We start from the raw sequence: 18,126 nt of genomic DNA, 5'->3' as shown, positions 1-18,126 counted from the left end.
GGCCGTGCCGGACGAGAGCAAGTACCTGGACTACCTCAAGCGCGCCACCACCGACCTGCGGCAGGCCCGCGCGCGGCTGCGCGAGCTGGAGGCGGCCGACCGCGAGCCGATCGCGGTGATCGGCATGGCCTGCCGCTTCCCCGGCGGCGTCCGCACGCCGGAGGACCTGTGGGCGCTGCTGGTCGACGAACGCGACGCCATCGGCGGTTTCCCCACCGACCGGGGCTGGCCCGACCTCTACGACCCCGACGCCGACCGCGAGGGCTCGATCTCCGCGCGCGAGGGCGGGTTCCTGCACGACGCGGGCCACTTCGACGCCGACTTCTTCGGCATGAGCCCCCGCGAGGCCCTGGCCACCGACCCGCAGCAGCGGCTGCTGCTGCACCTGGCGTGGGAGGCGGTCGAGCGGGCCCGCCTGGACCCGACCGGCCTCGCCGGGCAGGAGGTGGGGGTCTTCGTCGGGGCCGCCGCGACCGGCCACGGCGCGGTGTCCCGGCTGCCGGAGGGCGTCGAGGGGCACTTGCTGACCGGGACGTCGACCTCGGTGGTGTCCGGGCGGATCGCGTACGCGCTGGGCCTGCGCGGGCCCGCCGTCACCGTCGACACGGCGTGTTCGTCGTCGCTGGTCGGCGCGCACCTGGCCATGCGCGCGTTGCGCCGGTCCGAGTGCTCGCTGGCCTTGGCGGGCGGGGTCACGGTCATGCCGACACCGGGCATGTTCCTGGAGTTCAGCCGCCAGCGCGGACTCGCCGCCGACGGCCGCTGCAAGCCGTTCGCGGCGGCGGCCGACGGCACCGGCTGGTCCGAGGGCGCCGGGTTGCTCCTGCTGGAACGGCTCTCCGACGCGCAGCGGCTCGGGCACCCCGTGCTCGCCGTGCTGCGGGGCTCGGCGGTCAACTCCGACGGGGCCTCCAACGGGCTCACCGCGCCCAACGGGCCCGCGCAGCGAGCCGTGATCGCCAAGGCACTGGCCGACGCCGGTCTGGAACCGTCCGATGTGGACGCGGTCGAGGCGCACGGCACGGGGACCGTGCTGGGCGACCCGATCGAGGCGCAGGCTTTGCTGGCCGCCTACGGGCGCGACCGCGCCGAGCCGCTGTGGTTGGGGTCGGTGAAGTCCAACCTCGGGCACACCCAGGCCGCGGCGGGCGTGGCCGGGCTGATGAAGGTCATCCTGGCGCTGCGCCACGAACTGCTGCCCCGCAGCCTGCACATCGACGAGCCGACCCGGCACGTCGACTGGTCGGTGGGCGCGGTGCGGCTGCTCACCGAGGCCCGGCCGTGGTCGGGTGACGCGCGGCGGGCGGCGGTGTCGTCGTTCGGGATCAGCGGCACCAACGCGCACGTCATCATCGAGCAGGCCCCCGCCGAGGTCCCGGCGGAGCGCACCCCGCGCCCGGGAGCACCCCTGCCGTTGGTGCTGTCGGGCAAGAGCGAGCAGGCGTTGGCGGCGCAGGCCGCGAAACTCCTGGCCCACCTCGGCTCGTCCGACCCCGCCGATGTCGCGCACTCGCTGGCCGCCACCCGGACGGCGTTCGCGCACCGGGCCGTGGTGGTCGGGGACGACGTGGCCGCGCTGACGAGCGCGCTCACCGCGCTGGCCGCCGGGGAGGAATCCGGGTCGGTGGTGCGTGGGCGGACCGCGGGCAAGGGCAAGACCGCGTTCCTGTTCTCCGGCCAAGGCGCCCAGCGCGTCGGCATGGGACGCGAGCTGCACGCGGCGTTCCCGGTGTTCGCGGCAGCGTTCGACGAGGTGTGCGGGCTGTTCGACCTCGGGCGGCCACTGCGCGAGGTGATCTTCGAGGACGCGGACGCGCTGGCCGACACGGCGTGGACGCAGCCCGCGCTGTTCGCCGTGGAGACCGCGCTGGTGCGGCTGCTGGCGAGTCTCGGTGTGACACCGGACCTGGTGCTGGGGCACTCGCTCGGCGAGCTGACGGCCGCGCACGTCGCCGGGGTGCTGTCGCTACCGGACGCCGTCACGCTCGTCACGGCCCGGGCCCGGCTGATGTCGGCCTGCGCCGAGGGTGGCGCGATGGTCGCGGTGCGCGCGAGCGAGGACGAGGTGGCACCGCTGCTGACCCCGGAGGTGTCGATCGCGGCCGTCAACGGTCCGTCGGCGGTCGTGATCTCCGGCGCCGCCGAGGCCGTGGCCGCGATCGTGGCCGGGCGCGGCTGGGAAACCAAGCGGCTCCGCGTCAACCACGCCTTCCACTCGCCGCGCGTCGACCGCGTCCTGGACGAGCTGACCCGCGTCGCGGCGGGCATCACCCTCTCCGAACCGACCATGCCGCTCGTCTCGAACGTGACCGGCGCGCTCGTGAAACCGGGCGAGGTGACCGATCCGGCCTACTGGGCCCGGCACGCCCGCCAGGCGGTCCGCTTCCACGACGGCGTCCGAGTCCTCCGCGACGCTGGTGTCACGAGGTTCCTGGAAGTCGGGCCCGACAGTGCACTGACCGCCTTGGCCGCGGAATCCTTGGGAGGCAACGACAAGCCCCTCTTCGTCGGCGGTGTCGCGCGCGCCGGACGCCCCGAGCCCCGCACCCTGGTCACCGCCCTGGCAGGCCTGCACGCCCACGGCCGCCGCGTCGACTGGACCGCCCTCACCGGCGGCCGACCGGTCGCCCTGCCGACCTACGCCTTCCAGGAACGCCGCTTCTGGCTGGAGTCCGCCACAACCGCCGACGACACCCTCACCTACCGCGCCACCTGGGTGCCCGCCACCGGCCTGTCCGCCACACCGGGCACCTGGCTGGTCGTCGCCCACGAGCCCGGCGAACTGTCCACGAAGGTCGCGAATGCCCTCGCGGCCACCGTCGTCACCGTGCACGAGGTGGCGCACCGGGACCTCTCCGGCGTCAACGGCGTGCTGTCCCTGCTGGCCCTCGACGAGCGGATCGTCGACGGCGTCCCGGCGGGCCTCACCGCCACCCTCGACCTCATCGCCGCGCTGCGCGCGACCCCGGTCCCGCTGTGGTTCGCCACCTCCGGCGCGGTCGCGGTCACCCCCGGCGACGGCCCCCGGAACCCGATCCAGGCCACCGTCCACGGCCTCGGCCGCTCCCTCGCCGCCGAGCACCCCGCGCTGTGGGGCGGGCTGATCGACCTGCCGGAGAACCCGGACCCGCGTGCCCTGACGGAGGTCGTCGGGCAGCGGGGCGGCGAGTTCGCCCTCCGACCCTCCGGCGTGTTCACCCGCCGACTCCGCCGCAACCAGGACACCCCGCGTGACCGGTGGCGCCCCGACGGGCCCGTCCTGATCACCGGCGGCACCGGTGGACTGGGCGCGCTCGTCGCCCGCGGGCTCGTCGCCGACGGCGCGCGTGAACTCGTCCTGCTCAGCCGACGCGGCCCCGACGCGCCCGGCGCTCAAGACCTGGTCGCCGATCTGGAAGCCGCGGGCGCCACCGTCACCGTCGCGGCCTGCGACGCCGCCGACCGCGACGCACTCGCCGACCTCCTCGACCGCCACCCCGTCCGCGCCGTCTTCCACACCGCCGGGGTCCTCGACGACGGCACCCTCGACAGCCTCACCCCCGAACGCCTCGCCACCGTCCTGCGGCCCAAACTCGTCGCCGCCACCAACCTCCACGAGCTGACCGGTGACCTGTCCGCGTTCGTCCTGTTCTCCTCCCTCGCGGGCACCCTCGGCTCGGCGGGCCAGGCCAACTACGCCGCCGCCAACGCCTACCTCGACGCCCTCGCCGAACACCGCGCCGCACAAGGACAACCCGCCCTGTCCGTCGCCTGGGGACCCTGGGCCCAGGCCGGGATGGCGGCCGACGACACCACCAGCGCCCGCCTCCGCCGCACCGGGCTCCCGCCCCTGCGCACCGACCAGGCCCTCACCGCCCTCGGTCAGGCGATGAGCGGTCGCGCCGCCGCACTCGCCATCGCCGAGATCGACTGGACGCGTTTCGCGGGAGCCGGTTCGCCGCTGCTCACCGACCTCGTCCCCGCCCGGAAGACGGAACCGGACGACCTGCGCGCGGTTCCCGAGGCCGACCGCGAACACCGGCTGCTGCACCTCGTCCGCACCCACACCGCCGCCGCGCTCGGCCACACCGGACCCGACGACATCGCCCCCGACCGCGCCTTCGGCGACCTCGGCTTCGACTCCCTCACCGCGCTCGACCTGCGCAACCGCCTGGCCGCCGCCACCGGCCTCGCCCTGCCCAACACCCTCGTCTTCGACCACCCCACCCCGCTCGCCCTGGCCCGCGCCCTGCACGGCGGCCTCGACGCCCCGACCGCGTCGGCGCCCCGGGCGGCCGTCGACGAACCCATCGCGATCGTCGGTATCGGCTGCCGCTTCCCCGGCGGGGTCCGCTCCCCGGAGCAGCTGTGGGACCTGCTCGTCGACGGCCGCGACGCGATCACCCCACCACCCGGCGACCGTGGCTGGCCGCGCGCGGTCACCGCGAGCGCACGCGGCGGATTCCTGCCCGGCGCCACCGGGTTCGACGCCGAGTTCTTCGGCATCTCCCCGCGCGAGGCGCTGGCGATGGACCCGCAGCAGCGGCTGCTGCTGGAAACCGCGTGGGAGGCTGTCGAGCACGCCCGCCTCGACCCGCTGTCGCTGCGCGGCACCGCCACCGGTGTCTACATCGGCACCAACGGCCAGGACTACGGCGCGCTGCTGGCCCACGCCGCCGCCGACGTCGAGGGGCACGCGGGCATCGGCAACGCGGCGGCGGTGCTGGCCGGGCGCGTGTCGTACGTGCTGGGGTTGGAGGGACCGGCGGTCACTGTCGACACCGCGTGCTCGTCCGCGCTGGTCGCCCTGCACGCGGCGGGCCAGGCCCTGCGGACGGGGGAGTGCGAGCTGGCGCTGGCCGGCGGCGTCACCGTGATGTCCACGCCGGGCGCGTTCACCGAGTTCGGCCGCCAAGGCGGACTGGCCGCCGACGGCCGCTGCAAGGCCTTCGGCGCGGGCGCCGACGGGACCGCCTGGGGCGAGGGTTCCGGCGTGCTCGTCCTGGAACGGCTCTCCGACGCGCAACGCAACGGCCACCGCGTGCTGGCGGTCGTCCGAGGCTCCGCGATCAACTCCGACGGCGCGTCCAACGGCCTCACCGCCCCCAACGGCCCCGCCCAGCAACGCGTGATCACGCGGGCGCTGGCGGCGGCGGGAGTGCGGGCCGACGAGGTGGACGTGGTCGAGGCGCACGGCACCGGCACCGCGCTCGGCGACCCCATCGAGGCCCAGGCCATCCTCGCCACCTACGGCCGCGACCGGTCCGGCGCGCCGCTCTGGTTGGGGTCGGTCAAGTCGAACATCGGCCACACGCAGGCGGCGGCGGGCGTGGCCGGGGTGATCAAGGCCGTGCTGTCCATGCGCCACGGCCTCATCCCCGCGACCCTCCACGCCGACACCCCGACCCCGCACGTCGACTGGTCCCCGGGCACGGTCCGCCTCCCGACCGCGACCGAGCCGTGGCCGGACACCGACCACCCCCGCCGAACCGGCGTCTCGTCGTTCGGCGTCAGCGGCACCAATGCCCACGTCATCCTCGAACAAGCCCCGAACAGCGCCGAACCCGAGACCCCGGCGACCGACGCGCCCCGCGCTTGGCTGCTCTCGGCGCGCGGTTCGGCCGGACTCACCAGGCAGGCGGCGCGACTCCGCGACCACCTCACCTCCTCGACCGACCTCGGCGACCTCGCCGTCGCGCTCGCCACCACGCGCGCCGGGCTCGGTGAGCGGGCGGCCGTGCTCGGCACCGACCTCGCCGACCTGCGCGCCGGGCTCGACGCACTCGTCGAGGGACGGCCCGCGCCCGGGGTGCTGCGCGGCACGGCGACGCCCGGTGGCCGGTTGGCGATGTTGTTCAGCGGTCAGGGTTCGCAGCGCGCGGGCATGGGAACCGAGCTGTACCGGCGGCATCCCGTGTTCGCCGCCGTCCACGACGAGGTCCTCGCGCACTTCCGCGAGCCGATCGGCGACGACCTCGACCGCACCGGCGCCGCGCAGCCCGCGCTCTTCGCGCTGGAGGTGGCGCTGGCGCGGCTGTGGGAGTCGTGGGGGGTGCGGCCGGACATCGTGCTCGGGCACTCCATCGGCGAGTTCGCCGCCGCGCACCTGGCCGGGGTGTTCGACCTCGCCGACGCGTGCGCCCTCGTCGAGGCGCGCGGGCGGCTGATGCAGGCCCTGCCTGCGGGCGCGATGCTCGCCGTCGCCGCGAGCCGCGACGACGTCGTGGGGGCGCTGGGGGAGTCGGTCGACGTCGCCGCCGTCAACGGGCCGCGGGCCACCGTGGTCAGTGGGACCTTCGAGGCGATCGACCAGGCCGCGGCGGTGTTCGCCGGGACGGGCCACAAGACTAGGCGTTTGCGGGTGTCGCATGCGTTTCACTCGTCCCTGATGGAACCGATGTGCGCCGAATTCGCCGAGGTGGCCGCGAAAGTCAACTACGCGCCACCGTCCCTGCCGATGGTCTCGACCGCCACCGGGGACCGCGCCGGAGCCGAGATCGCGACCCCCGACTACTGGGTCCGCCAGGTCCGCGCCACCGTCCACTTCGCCGACGGGGTCCGCCGCCTGCTCGACGACGGCGTCACCGGCCTGCTCGAGGTCGGCCCCGGCAACACCCTCGCCGCCCTCGCCGGTGAGATCACCGGCGGACACCGCGCCGCGATCCCCGGCCTGGGCCGCGAGCACGAGGCCGAGACGCTGGTCCGCGCCGCCGCCGCCCTGCACGTCGGCGGTTTCCGCCCGGACTGGGCCACGGTGTTCCCGGACGCCCGACCCGTCGACCTGCCGACCTACGCCTTCCACCACGAGCGGTTCTGGCCCGACCTCGTCCCGTCCGCCGACGACCACCTGCGCCACCGCGTCGACTGGGTCCCGGTCACCCCCCGACCCACCACCGGCCACGGCTCCTGGCTCGTCATCGCCCCCGCCGCGCACCCGGCCGCCCGGGCACTGGACGCGACCACGGTGGAACCGAGCGCCGACCGCGCCGAACTCGCGGCCCGCCTGCGCGCCGATGGCCACACGGGTGTCCTCGCCTTGCCTGCTACCACCGACGAGGCACTGGCCGTCGTGCAGGCGCTCGGCGACGCCGGGATCACCGCCCCGCTCTGGCTGGCCACCACCGAGGCCGTCCCCGTCGGCGCCATCGCCGACCCCGCCCGGCACGAGATCTGGGGGCTCGGACTCGTCGCCGCCCTCGAACACCCCGACCGCTGGGGCGGTCTCCTCGACCTGCCCGCCCAACCCGACCCCGCCACCCTCCGGGCCGTCCTCGGCGGCGCCTACGACGACACCCGATTGGCCGTGCGCGGCACCGAGGTCCTCGCCCGCCGGTTCACCCCCGACCCCGCGCCGACGCCGGGGCCCGGCTGGAAACCGTCCGGCACCGTCCTGGTCACCGGCGGCTCCGGCGCCCTCGGCACGCACGTCGCCCGCTGGGCCGCCGAGCAGGGCGCCGACCGCGTGCTGCTGCTCAGCCGCACCGGCCGCGCCGCCGACACCCTCGCCGACCTCGGGCCCGTCATCGTCCCGGTCGCCTGCGACGTCACCGACGCCGACGCGGTCGCGGGCATCGTCACCGACGACGTCACCGCCATCATCCACGCCGCGGGTGTCCTCGACGACGCCACGATCGGCTCCCTCACCCCCGAGCGCCTGCGCGCCGTGCTCGCCGTCAAGAAGCAGGGCGCGCTCGCCCTCGACGCCGCCACCGCGCACCTCGACCTGACCGCGTTCGTGCTGTTCTCCTCCCTCGCCGCCACCGTCGGCTCGCCCGGCCAGGCCAACTACGCCGCCGCCAACGCCTTCCTCGACGCCTACGCCCACACCCGCCGCGCGGAGGGGCGCCCCGTCACCGCCATCGCGTGGGGACCCTGGGGCGGGGACGGCATGGCCGCCGACCCCGCCGTCGCCGACCGGATGCGGCGCGGCGGACTCACCCCGCTCGACCCCGCCGCCGCGCTGGAAGCCCTGCGCACCGCCGTCGACGCGGGCGACGCGCACATCGCGATCGCCCACCTCGACCGGACCGAACCCCAACCGTCCACAGTGGAGCAACCGCTGGCCGGGCTGGTGGCGCTGTCCGAGACCGAACAGGGACGGGTGCTGCGCGCGCTGGTCCGCGACCACGCCGCCGCCGTCCTCGGCCACCGCGAGAGCACCCGCGTCGGCGACCGCACCCCGTTCGCCGACCTCGGGTTCGACTCGCTCACCGCCGTCGAGTTCCGCAACAGCCTCGCAACCGCCACCGGCCTGGCCCTGCCCACGACGCTGGTGTTCGACCACCCGACCCCGACCGCGCTCGCCGAGGCGCTGCGCGGCGACCTCGTCGGCGCGCCCCCGGACCCGGCCGAACTCCTGGGGCGGGCCGTGGACGACCTCACCGCCGGCCTCGCCGCGCTACCGGAGGCCGACCGCGCCGGGCTGCTCGCCAGGCTGCGGCGCCTGCTGGCCACGTCCACCGACGCCCCCGCCGCGCTGGCCGACGCCGGTCGCGACGAGGTGTTCGACTTCATCGACCGAGAACTGGGGCTGTCGTGACCGGTGACCAGAACGCCAGTGACGACAAGCTGCTCGGCTACCTGAAGAAGGTCACCGCCGACCTGCACCGCGCCCGCGGCGAACTGGCCGCGAACCACGAGCCGATCGCCATCGTCGGCCTGGCCTGCCGGTTCCCCGGCGGGGCCCGGACCCCCGAGGAGTTCTGGGCGCTGCTCGCCGACGGCGTCGACGCCATGACCGGCTTCCCCGCCGACCGCGGCTGGGAACCCGCCGACCACGTCCCCGTCGGGGGCTTCCTCGACGGCGTCGGCCACTTCGACGCCGACTTCTTCGGCATCTCCCCGCGCGAGGCGCTGGCCATGGACCCGCAGCAGCGGCTGCTGCTGGAGTGCTCCTGGGAGGCGCTGGAACGCGCCGGGATCGACCCGGAGTCGCTGCGCGGCACCGCCACCGGCGTGTTCGCGGGCACCAACGGGCAGGACTACCCGGACCTGCTGTCGACGGCCGTCGAGGGCGCCGAGGTCAGCGGCCACGCCGCCACCGGCAACATCGCCTCCGTGCTGTCCGGCCGCGTCGCCTACGCGCTCGGCTTGGAGGGCCCGGCCGTGTCGGTGGACACCGCGTGCTCGTCGTCGCTGGTCGCGCTGCACTGGGCCGTGCGGTCCCTGCGCGCGGGTGACTGCTCGTTGGCCCTGGTCGGCGGGGTGACCGTGATGTCCACCCCGGCCGTGTTCGCCGAGTTCGCCCGGCAGGGCGGGTTGGCCGCCGACGGCCGGTGCAAGGCGTTCTCCGACGACGCCGACGGCACCGCCTGGGGCGAGGGCATCGGCGTGCTCGTCGTGGAACGGCTGTCGGACGCGCGCAGGCACGGGCACGACGTGCTGGCGGTCGTGCGGGGCTCGGCGGTGAACTCCGATGGCGCGTCGAACGGGCTGACCGCGCCGAACGGGCCGTCGCAGCAGCGCGTCATCACCCGGGCCCTGGCCGACGCCGGGCTCTCCGCCGACGAGGTCGACGTCGTGGAGGCGCACGGCACCGGGACCGTGCTGGGCGACCCCATCGAGGCCCAGGCCCTGCTCGCCACCTACGGCCGCCACCGCACCCGGCCCCTGCTGCTCGGTTCGGTGAAGTCCAACATCGGCCACACCCAGGCCGCCGCCGGGGTGGCCGGGGTGATCAAGGTCGTGCTGGCCATGCGGCACGGTTCGGTGCCCGCCACCCTGCACGTCACCGAGCCCACCTCCCGGGTCGACTGGTCCGCCGGGTCGATCGACCTCGCCGCCACCGCGCGGCCGTGGCCCGCCGACCGGCCGCGCAGGGCCGGGGTGTCGTCGTTCGGCATCAGCGGTACCAACGCGCACGTCATCCTCGAACAACCCGCCGAGCCCGAGTCGGTCGCCGACACCGACCCCGGCGCCGTGGTCCCGTGGGTGCTGTCGGCGCGTGGCCCGGAAGCGTTGACAGCGCAGGCCGAAGCGCTCGCGGGCGTGTCCGGCGGGGTCGCGGACATCGGCTGGTCGCTGGCTACCACCCGCGCCGCGTTGCCCGACCGGGCCGTGGTCGTCGGCGCGGACCTCGACGAACTGCGCGACGGCCTGGCCGCGCCCGCGGTGCGTGGGCGCGCGGCGGGGGAGGGGCGCGTCGGCGTGCTGTTCTCCGGCCAAGGCGCGCAACGGCCCGGCATGGGAACCCGCCTGGCCGAGCGGTTCCCGGTGTTCGCACGGCACTTCGATGAGATCCGCGCGCACTTCGACCCGTCCGTGCGGCACGCCATGGAGACCGGCGACGCCCTCGACGACACCGGTCGCGCGCAGCCCGCGCTGTTCGCCTACGAGGTCGCCCTCTACCGGCTCCTCGAGTCCTGGGGCCTGCGCCCCGAGGTGCTGATCGGCCACTCGGTCGGCGAGATCGCCGCCGCGCACGTCGCGGGTGTCTGGTCGCTGCCCGACGCCTGCGCCGTGGTAGCCGCGCGCGCCCGGCTGATGGCCGCGTTGCCCGCGGGCGGGGCGATGGTCGCGGTCGAGGCCACCGAGGACGAGGTGCGGCCGCTGCTCACCCCCGGGGTGTCGCTGGCGGCGGTGAACGGGCCGCGCGCGGTCGTTGTGTCCGGTGTGGACAGTGAGGTGGAAGCGCTGGCGGCGCGGTTCGACGGGCGTCGGACCAGGCGGCTGGCGGTCAGCCACGCGTTCCACTCGCCGCTGGTGGAGCCCGCGCTGGCCGAGTTCGCCCGGGTCGTGCGCGGACTCGACGCGCACGCGCCGACGCTGCCGGTGGTCTCCAACCTCACCGGCGCGGTCGTGGGCGCCGAACTGACCGACCCGGACTACTGGGTCCGGCACGCCCGCGACACCGTCCGGTTCGCCGACGGCGTGCGGGCCGCGGTCGAGCGCGGCGTGGACGCGTTCGTGGAAATCGGTCCCCGACCCGTGCTCGCGCCCGCGGCGGGCGCGCTGACCGAGGTCCCGGTCGTGCCGCTGGCCCGGGACGCGCTGACCGAGGACCGCGCGGTGCTTACCGGCGCGGGCGCGCTCTGGACGACCGGCGTGCCGATCGACCTGACCGCCGCGTTCGACGGACTCGACCCCCGGCGCGTGCCGCTGCCCACGTACCCGTTCCAGCGCGAGCGGTTCTGGCCCACCCCCGCCAAGCCCGCGACCGGCGGACGCGACGACCGGCTGTGGGAACTCGTCGCCTGCGAGGACGTCCCGGGTGTCGCGGAGCTGCTCGGCACCGACGTCGACCAGCCCGTCGACGGCTTGCCGGGCCTGGTGTCCGTCCTCGGTTCGTGGCGGCGCGGTGTGCACGAGGCGTCGGTCGTGCGGTCCTGCCGCTACGACGTCCGCTGGGTGTCGCTGCGCCCCGAACCCGCGACCCCGCGTGGCCTGTGGGCCGTGCTGCGGGAGGACAGCCCGGTGGCCGACGCGCTGCGGGCGGGTGGCGCCGAGGTCGTGGAGATCGGGATCGGCGCGGGCGTCGACCGGGCCGACCTGGCGGGCCGGGTGTCCGCCGCGCTGGGCGACCGGCTCGGCGAGCTGACCGGCGTCGCGTGCCTGCCCGGCTGGGACGACGACGGCGACGCGGCCGTCGGCGCGCTGTGGGAGCTGGTCGTGGTCACGCAGGGGCTGGCTGACCTCGGTGTCGACGCGCCGCTGTGGTGCCTGACCCGCGCCGGTGTCGCGGTCGGCGCGGGCGACACCGTCGACTCCCCGGTGGCCGCCGGGCTGTGGGGCCTGGGTCGGGTCATCGGGCTCGAACGCGGCGCCGCCTGGGGCGGTCTCGTCGACCTGCCCACCGACCCGTCGGACGGGGCGTGGGCGCGGGCAGCGGCCGTGATCACCGGGGGCGCCGTCGGGGAACGGGAGATCGCCGTCCGCGCGTCCGGCTCGTTCGGCCGCAGGCTCGTGCCCCACCGGGACACCGGCGAGACCCGCACCGGCCCCGACCTGACCGGCGCGACCGTCCTGGTCACCGGCGGCACCGGCGCGCTCGGTCGCCGCGCGGCGGACTGGCTCGCCGGGCACGGCGTGGCCCGCGTGGCGCTGCTCGGCCGCGGCGCCGACACCGCCGAACTCGACCCGCTCCGCGCCCGCCTGGCCGAACGCGGCGCCACCCTCGAGACGCACGTCTGCGACGTCGCCGACCGCGGCAGGCTGGCGGAGGTCGTCGCCACGCTGCGCGCCTCCGGCCCGCCGCTGCGCGGGGTCCTGCACGCGGCCGGGGTCGTGGCCAACGGGCTCGTGGTCGACCTGGCGTGGGAGGAGTTCGTCGACGTCGTCCGCGCCAAGGTCATCGGCGGCTGGAACCTGCACGACCTCGCGGGTGAGGTCGACCTGTTCGTCTGCTTCTCCTCCATCGCCGGGGTCTGGGGCTCCGGCGCGCAAGCCGCCTACGCCGCGGGCAACGCCTTCCTCGACGGCCTCGCCTGCTACCGCGCCGGGCTCGGCCTGCCCGCCACCTCCGTCGCGTGGGGGCCGTGGGAGGGCGGCGGCATGGTCGCCGGGGCCGAACTGGTCCAGGAACTGCACCGGCGCGGCCTGGCCCGCATCGCCCCCGGGGTCGCCTTCGCCGCGCTGGACCGGATCACCGCCGGGGGCGAGCCGTGCGCGGTCGTCGCCGACGTCGACTGGTCGCGCCTCGCACCCGCGTTCGCCGCAGCCGGGATGGCCCGGGCGTTCGCCGAGATCCCCGCCGCCCGCGACGTCGAACCGACCCCGAGCGACACCCCCGTGGCTGGGCTCGCCGCTGTGCTGCGGCCGCTGCCGGAGGTGGAGCGCGACCGGGTGCTGCTCGACCTCGTCGCCGAGCACGGCGCGCTGGTCCTCGGGCACCGCGACCGCGGGCGCCTCGACGTCGACCGCCCGTTCCGCGACCTCGGGTTCGACTCGCTGACCGCGGTCGAGTTGCGCAACCGGCTGGTCGCCGCCGCGGGTGTATCCCTGCCCGCGTCGGTCGTGTTCGACTTCCCGACGCCGCGCGCCCTCGCCGTGGACTTGCGTACGCGCCTGGTCGGCGACGCGGTGCTCCCGGCGACCGAGGTCGGACCGGTCCTTGTCGACGACGACCCGGTCGTGATCGTCGGCATGGCGTGCAGGCTGCCCGGCGGGGTGTCCACACCGGACGAACTGTGGACGCTCGTCGCCGATGGGGTCGACGGCATCGGCCCGGCGCCCACCGACCGGGGCTGGCGGCTGGCGGCCGAGGGTGGGTTCGTCGCCGACGCCGACCGCTTCGACGCGGCGTTCTTCGGGATCTCCCCGCGCGAGGCCCTGGCCATGGACCCGCAGCAGCGGCTCGTGCTGGAGAACACCTGGGAGGCGCTGGAGAACGCGGGCATCGACCCGGTTTCCCTGCGGCACAGCGACACCGGGGTGTTCGTCGGTGTCACGTACTCCGGCTACCAGGCCGCCGTCGAGGCGTCGGCGGAGGAAGCGGCGCGCGGCTACGGCCTCACCGGCTCGGCACCCAGCGTTGTCTCGGGTCGTGTCGCCTACGTCCTGGGACTGGAGGGTCCGGCGGTGTCGGTGGACACCGCGTGCTCGTCCTCCCTGGTCGCCCTGCACTGGGCCGCCCAAGCCCTGCGGCGCGGCGAGTGCTCGCTGGCCCTGGCGGGCGGCGTCACCGTGATGGCGACCCCGGGCGCGTTCGTCGAGTTCGGCCGCCAGGGCGGCCTGGCACCGGACGGCCGGTGCAAGGCGTTCTCCGCCGACGCCGACGGCACCGGCTGGTCGGAGGGCGTCGGTTTCGTTGTCGTGGAACGCCTTTCCGACGCCCGTCGACGCGGCCACGAGGTCTTGGCCATCCTCCGCGGCTCCGCCGTCAACTCCGACGGCGCCTCCAACGGCCTCACCGCCCCCAACGGGCCGTCGCAGGAACGGGTCATCACCCGGGCCCTCGCCGACGCAGGCCTCACACCGTCCGAAGTGGATTCTGTGGAGGCGCACGGCACGGGCACCCGCCTGGGCGACCCCATCGAGGCCCAGGCCCTGCTCGCCACCTACGGCCAGAACCGCGACCACCCCCTCTGGCTCGGCTCGGTCAAATCCAACCTGGGCCACACCCAAGCCGCCGCGGGCGTCGCAGGCGTGATCAAGACAATCCAGTCCCTACGCCACGGCCTCCTCCCGAAAACCCTCCACACCCCCACCCCCACCACCCACGTCGACTGGTCCCAGGGCCACGTCGCCCTGCTCACCGAACCCCGCGACTGGCCGGACACCGGTCGCCCCCGCCGCGCGGCCGTGTCCGCCTTCGGCATCAGCGGAACGAACGCCCACGTCATCCTCGAACAGGGCGCCACCCCCACACACCTACCTGCCTCCAGCTCCACGCCCGCCTCTGCTCCTGCTTCCGCCGCCACCCCCGCCTCTGCTTCCGCACCGATCCCCACCTCCGCGTCCGCCCCGACTCCCGTCCCGGCCTCCACCCCCGCGCAAGATCGCGCCGATGTCCGGACTGAGCGGGTCCGCCCGGCCCAGGAGCCGAGCGAACCCGCGAGGGCAGAAGCCGGCCCAGAGCGATCTCGCCGCGTCGGCGAGGGGGATGCGGGCGGCGTCGAGTCACCTCGTCCTGGCCAGGCCGAGCCGATCGACGCCGCGCGACCCCGCCTGCCCCGGCGGAGTCGAGGCCGTGGCGCGGCCGAGGCCCCGCACACACCGTGGGTGTTCTCGGCGCGGGATCCCCGGGCGCTCGCCGCGTTGGCCGCCCGGTTGGCCGCGCCCGCCGCGACCGCGCCCGTGGCGGGCGTCGGCCGGGCGCTGGCCACCGCCCGGACCGGCCTACCGGTGCGCGCCGTGGTCCTCGGCGACGACCGCGACTCCCTCCTCGACGGGCTCCGCGCCGTCGCCGACGGTCGCCGCGCCGCCGGGGTGGTCACCGGTACCGCCCCGGCCGACCCGGGGCCGCTCGCCGCCGTCTTCGTCGGTCAAGGTGCCCAGCGCCCCGGCATGGGCCGTGACCTGCACCGCCGCCACCCCGTGTTCGCCGACGCCTTCGACGAGGTGTGCGCCCAGTTCGACCTGCTGCTCGACCACCCGCTCCGCGAAGTCGTCTTCGGCGGCGACCGCCTCGACCGGACCGCCCACACCCAGGCCGCGCTCTTCGCGCACGGCGTCGCCCTGTGGCGGCTCGCCGAGTCCTTCGGCGCGCGCGCCGACTACCTCATCGGCCACTCCGTCGGCGAGCTGACCGCCGCCTACCTGGCGGGCGTGTGGTCGCTGCCGGACGCGTGCGCGTTGATCGCCGCGCGCGGCGGGCTCATGCAGGCGCTGCCCGCGGGCGGGGCGATGGTCGCCGTGGAGGCGGCCGAGGACGAGGTACTCCCGCTGCTGCGCGGTCGTACGGGCCAGGTCGGCATCGCGGCGGTGAACGCGCCGGAGTCGATCGTGCTGTCCGGGGACGAGGACGCCGTCCTCGACATCGCCGCGGCCCTCGCCTCCGGTGGTCGGCGAACCCGGCGGCTGCCGGTCAGCCACGCCTTCCACTCGCCGCGCATGGACGCCATGGTCGCCGACTTCGCCCGCGTCGCGGCGGGCGTCACCTACCACGCCCCGCGCGTCCCGCTGGTGTCGAACCTGACCGGGGCGCTGGTCGACGACGAGCACATCCGGTCGCTGCAGTACTGGGTCTCGCACGTGCGGCAACCGGTCCGCTTCGCCGACGGCATCGGCCACCTGCTGACCCGCGGCGTCCGGCGGTTCGTGGAGGTCGGGCCGGACACGGTGCTGGCCTCCGCCGTCCACCGCACCGCCGAGGACCGCGGCGAGACCGCCCGGGTGAGCACCCTGCAACGCGCCGGGCGACCGGAGGACGCGGGCCTGCTCGCCGGGCTCGGCGCCCTCTACACCGACGGCACCCCGATCGACTGGACCGCGGTGGTCGGCGACGCGCACCCGGTCCCGCTGCCGACGTACCCGTTCCAGCGGGAACGCTTCTGGCTCACGCCGTTCGCTCAGCCCGTATCCGACCAGGTCGGCGACCACGCGTACGAGATCACCTGGGAACCGCTCACCCGTCACCCGGCGCAGGACCCGCCCGCGCGGTGGCTTGTGGTCGCGGGGGAGTCCGACGAACTGGCCTCGCGGTTGGTCTCGGTGCTGCCCGACGCGGAACTGGTGTCCGAATGGGACGGTTCTGGGGCGTCGGGCGGCGTACTGGTGCTTCCCGGTTCGGTGGCGGAACTCGCCGCGTTGGCGCGGTCGGCCGCGTCCGGCCCGGTGTGGTGCCTGACCCGGGACGCCGTCGACGCGGACGGCGTCGAGGTCGACCCGGCGGCCGCCGCGCTGTGGGGCCTCGGACGGGTCGCGGCGCTGGAGTACCCGCGCTCGTGGGGCGGCTTGGTCGATGTGACCGGCCCGGTGACCGACGACGTCCTGGCCGCCGTCCGGGACATCGTGTCCGGCGTCTACGGCGAGGACCAGATCGCATTGCGCGGCAACGAGGTCCTCGGCCGACGACTCGTGCGCGCCAATATTTCCACTGTGGACTGGAAGCCGACCGGGACCGTGCTGGTGACCGGCGGTACCGGCGGTCTCGGCGCCGCCGTGGCCCGCTGGGCCGCCGCCAACGGCGCCGCGCACCTGTTGCTGCTCAGCCGCTCCGGCGAGTCCGCGGCTCCCGAGCTGCGCGTCGAACTCGCCGCCCTGGGCGCCACCGCCACCTTCGCCGCCTGCGACGTCGCCGACCGGGACGCTCTCGCCGCCGCACTGGCCACCGTCCCCGTCGACCACCCGCTGACGGCTGTCGTCCACACCGCGGGCGTCGGTCAGTCCTGTCCCCTGGAATCCATGGACGACACCGAACTCCACCGCGTGCTGACCGCCAAGGTCCGCGGCGCCGAGAACCTGCACGAACTGACCGGCGACCTCGACGCGTTCGTGCTGTTCTCGTCCATCGCCGCGACCTGGGGCAGCGGCGGCCAAGCCGGGTACGCCGCCGCCAACGCCCACCTGGACGGCCTCGCCGCCCGCCGCGCCGCGCTCGGCCTCCCCGCCACCGCCATCGCCTGGGGCCCTTGGGACGGGGCGGGCCTCGCCGTCGCCGAGGGCCGCGCCGATCAACTGGCCCGCCGCGGCCTACCGCTCATGGACCCCGCCCTGGCCCTCGCAGGCATGGCCCGCCTGGTCGGCTCCGGCACCCCCACCACCACCTTCGCCGAAGTCGACTGGACCCGGTTCGCACCGCCCTTCACCGCCCTGCGCCCCAGCACCCTGTTCGACGCCCTACCCGAGACCCGCCCGGACTCCGCCGTCCGACTCGACCCCCCCAGCCGCGCCGCGCTCCTTGACCTGGTACGCACCGAGGCCGCGCGAGTCGTCGACGGTGACCCGGCCGACCCGGTCGTCCAGCTTGAGGCTGATGGCCGCGCGGCGATTCTCGAACTCGTTCGCGCCGAGACCGCCCAAGCCCTCGGCCTCGCCTGCCCTGACGCGACCGAACCCGCCAGCGACCTCGAGTCCTCCAGCCGTGCTGCGATTCTCGCCTTGGTGCGCGTTGAGGCAATGCGAGCCGCCAATGACCACCCGGCCGGTCGTGACGCGAGTGCCGACCCGGTAGCCCGCCTCGCACCCGCCGCCCGTACCGCCATTCTCGACCTTGTGTGCGCCGAGGTCGCCTCGCTGCTCGGTCTTGCCGTCCCCGAAGCCCACCCGGTCGAGCCCACTGTCCGATTCGGACCCGCCAGCCGTGCTGCCGTCCTCGACCTGGTGCGGGTCGAGGCCGCCCGAGTGCTCGGCTTCGGCGGTCCCGTCGACGTGCCCGCCACCCGCGCGTTGAAGGACCTCGGTTTCGACTCGCTCACCGCGGTCGAACTGCGTGACGCCCTCACCTCCGCCACCGGCGTCGCGCTGCCCGCCACCCTCGTCTTCGACCACCCGACCCCGACCGCCCTGGCCGACCACCTCTTCCGGCTACTCGACGGCATCGCCGTCTCCGGCCTGCTGGGCGACCTCGACCGCGTGGGCGCCGCCTTGGCCGACCTGTCCGCCACCGACCGCCTCGCCGTCGAGCGGCGGTTGCGGGGGTTGGTGGCGGCCGTCACCGGTCAGGCCGTCGAGGAGGGCCCGGCCGACCTGTCCGAGGCCAGTGACGACGACCTCTTCGACCTGCTCGACGGCGAGTTCGGGCGCTGACCCCCAACAAGGAGCGTGTTC

General features: G+C 75.6%; 1 protein-coding gene and 1 pseudogene. Both read left to right on the top strand.

Going from position 1 to position 18,126, the window contains the following annotated elements; translation table 11 throughout:
* Positions 1-4 precede the first annotated feature (4 nt).
* Positions 5-8,518, top strand: a pseudogene (locus V5P93_RS22175) (type I polyketide synthase); the annotation flags it as partial.
* Positions 8,515-18,105 carry a type I polyketide synthase gene (locus V5P93_RS22170; protein ID WP_281261659.1) on the top strand — a complete coding sequence of 3,197 codons (9,591 nt, stop codon included), beginning with the start codon at positions 8,515-8,517 and terminating at the stop codon, positions 18,103-18,105. The pseudogene V5P93_RS22175 and the gene V5P93_RS22170, both read left to right, overlap by 4 nt.
* Positions 18,106-18,126 lie beyond the last annotated feature (21 nt).

Source organism: Actinokineospora auranticolor (assembly GCF_041897805.1).
GTDB lineage: Bacteria > Actinomycetota > Actinomycetes > Mycobacteriales > Pseudonocardiaceae > Actinokineospora > Actinokineospora auranticolor.
The sequence above is the reverse complement of the archived record's forward strand: the minus strand, read 5'-3'. Positions and strand labels throughout refer to the sequence as shown.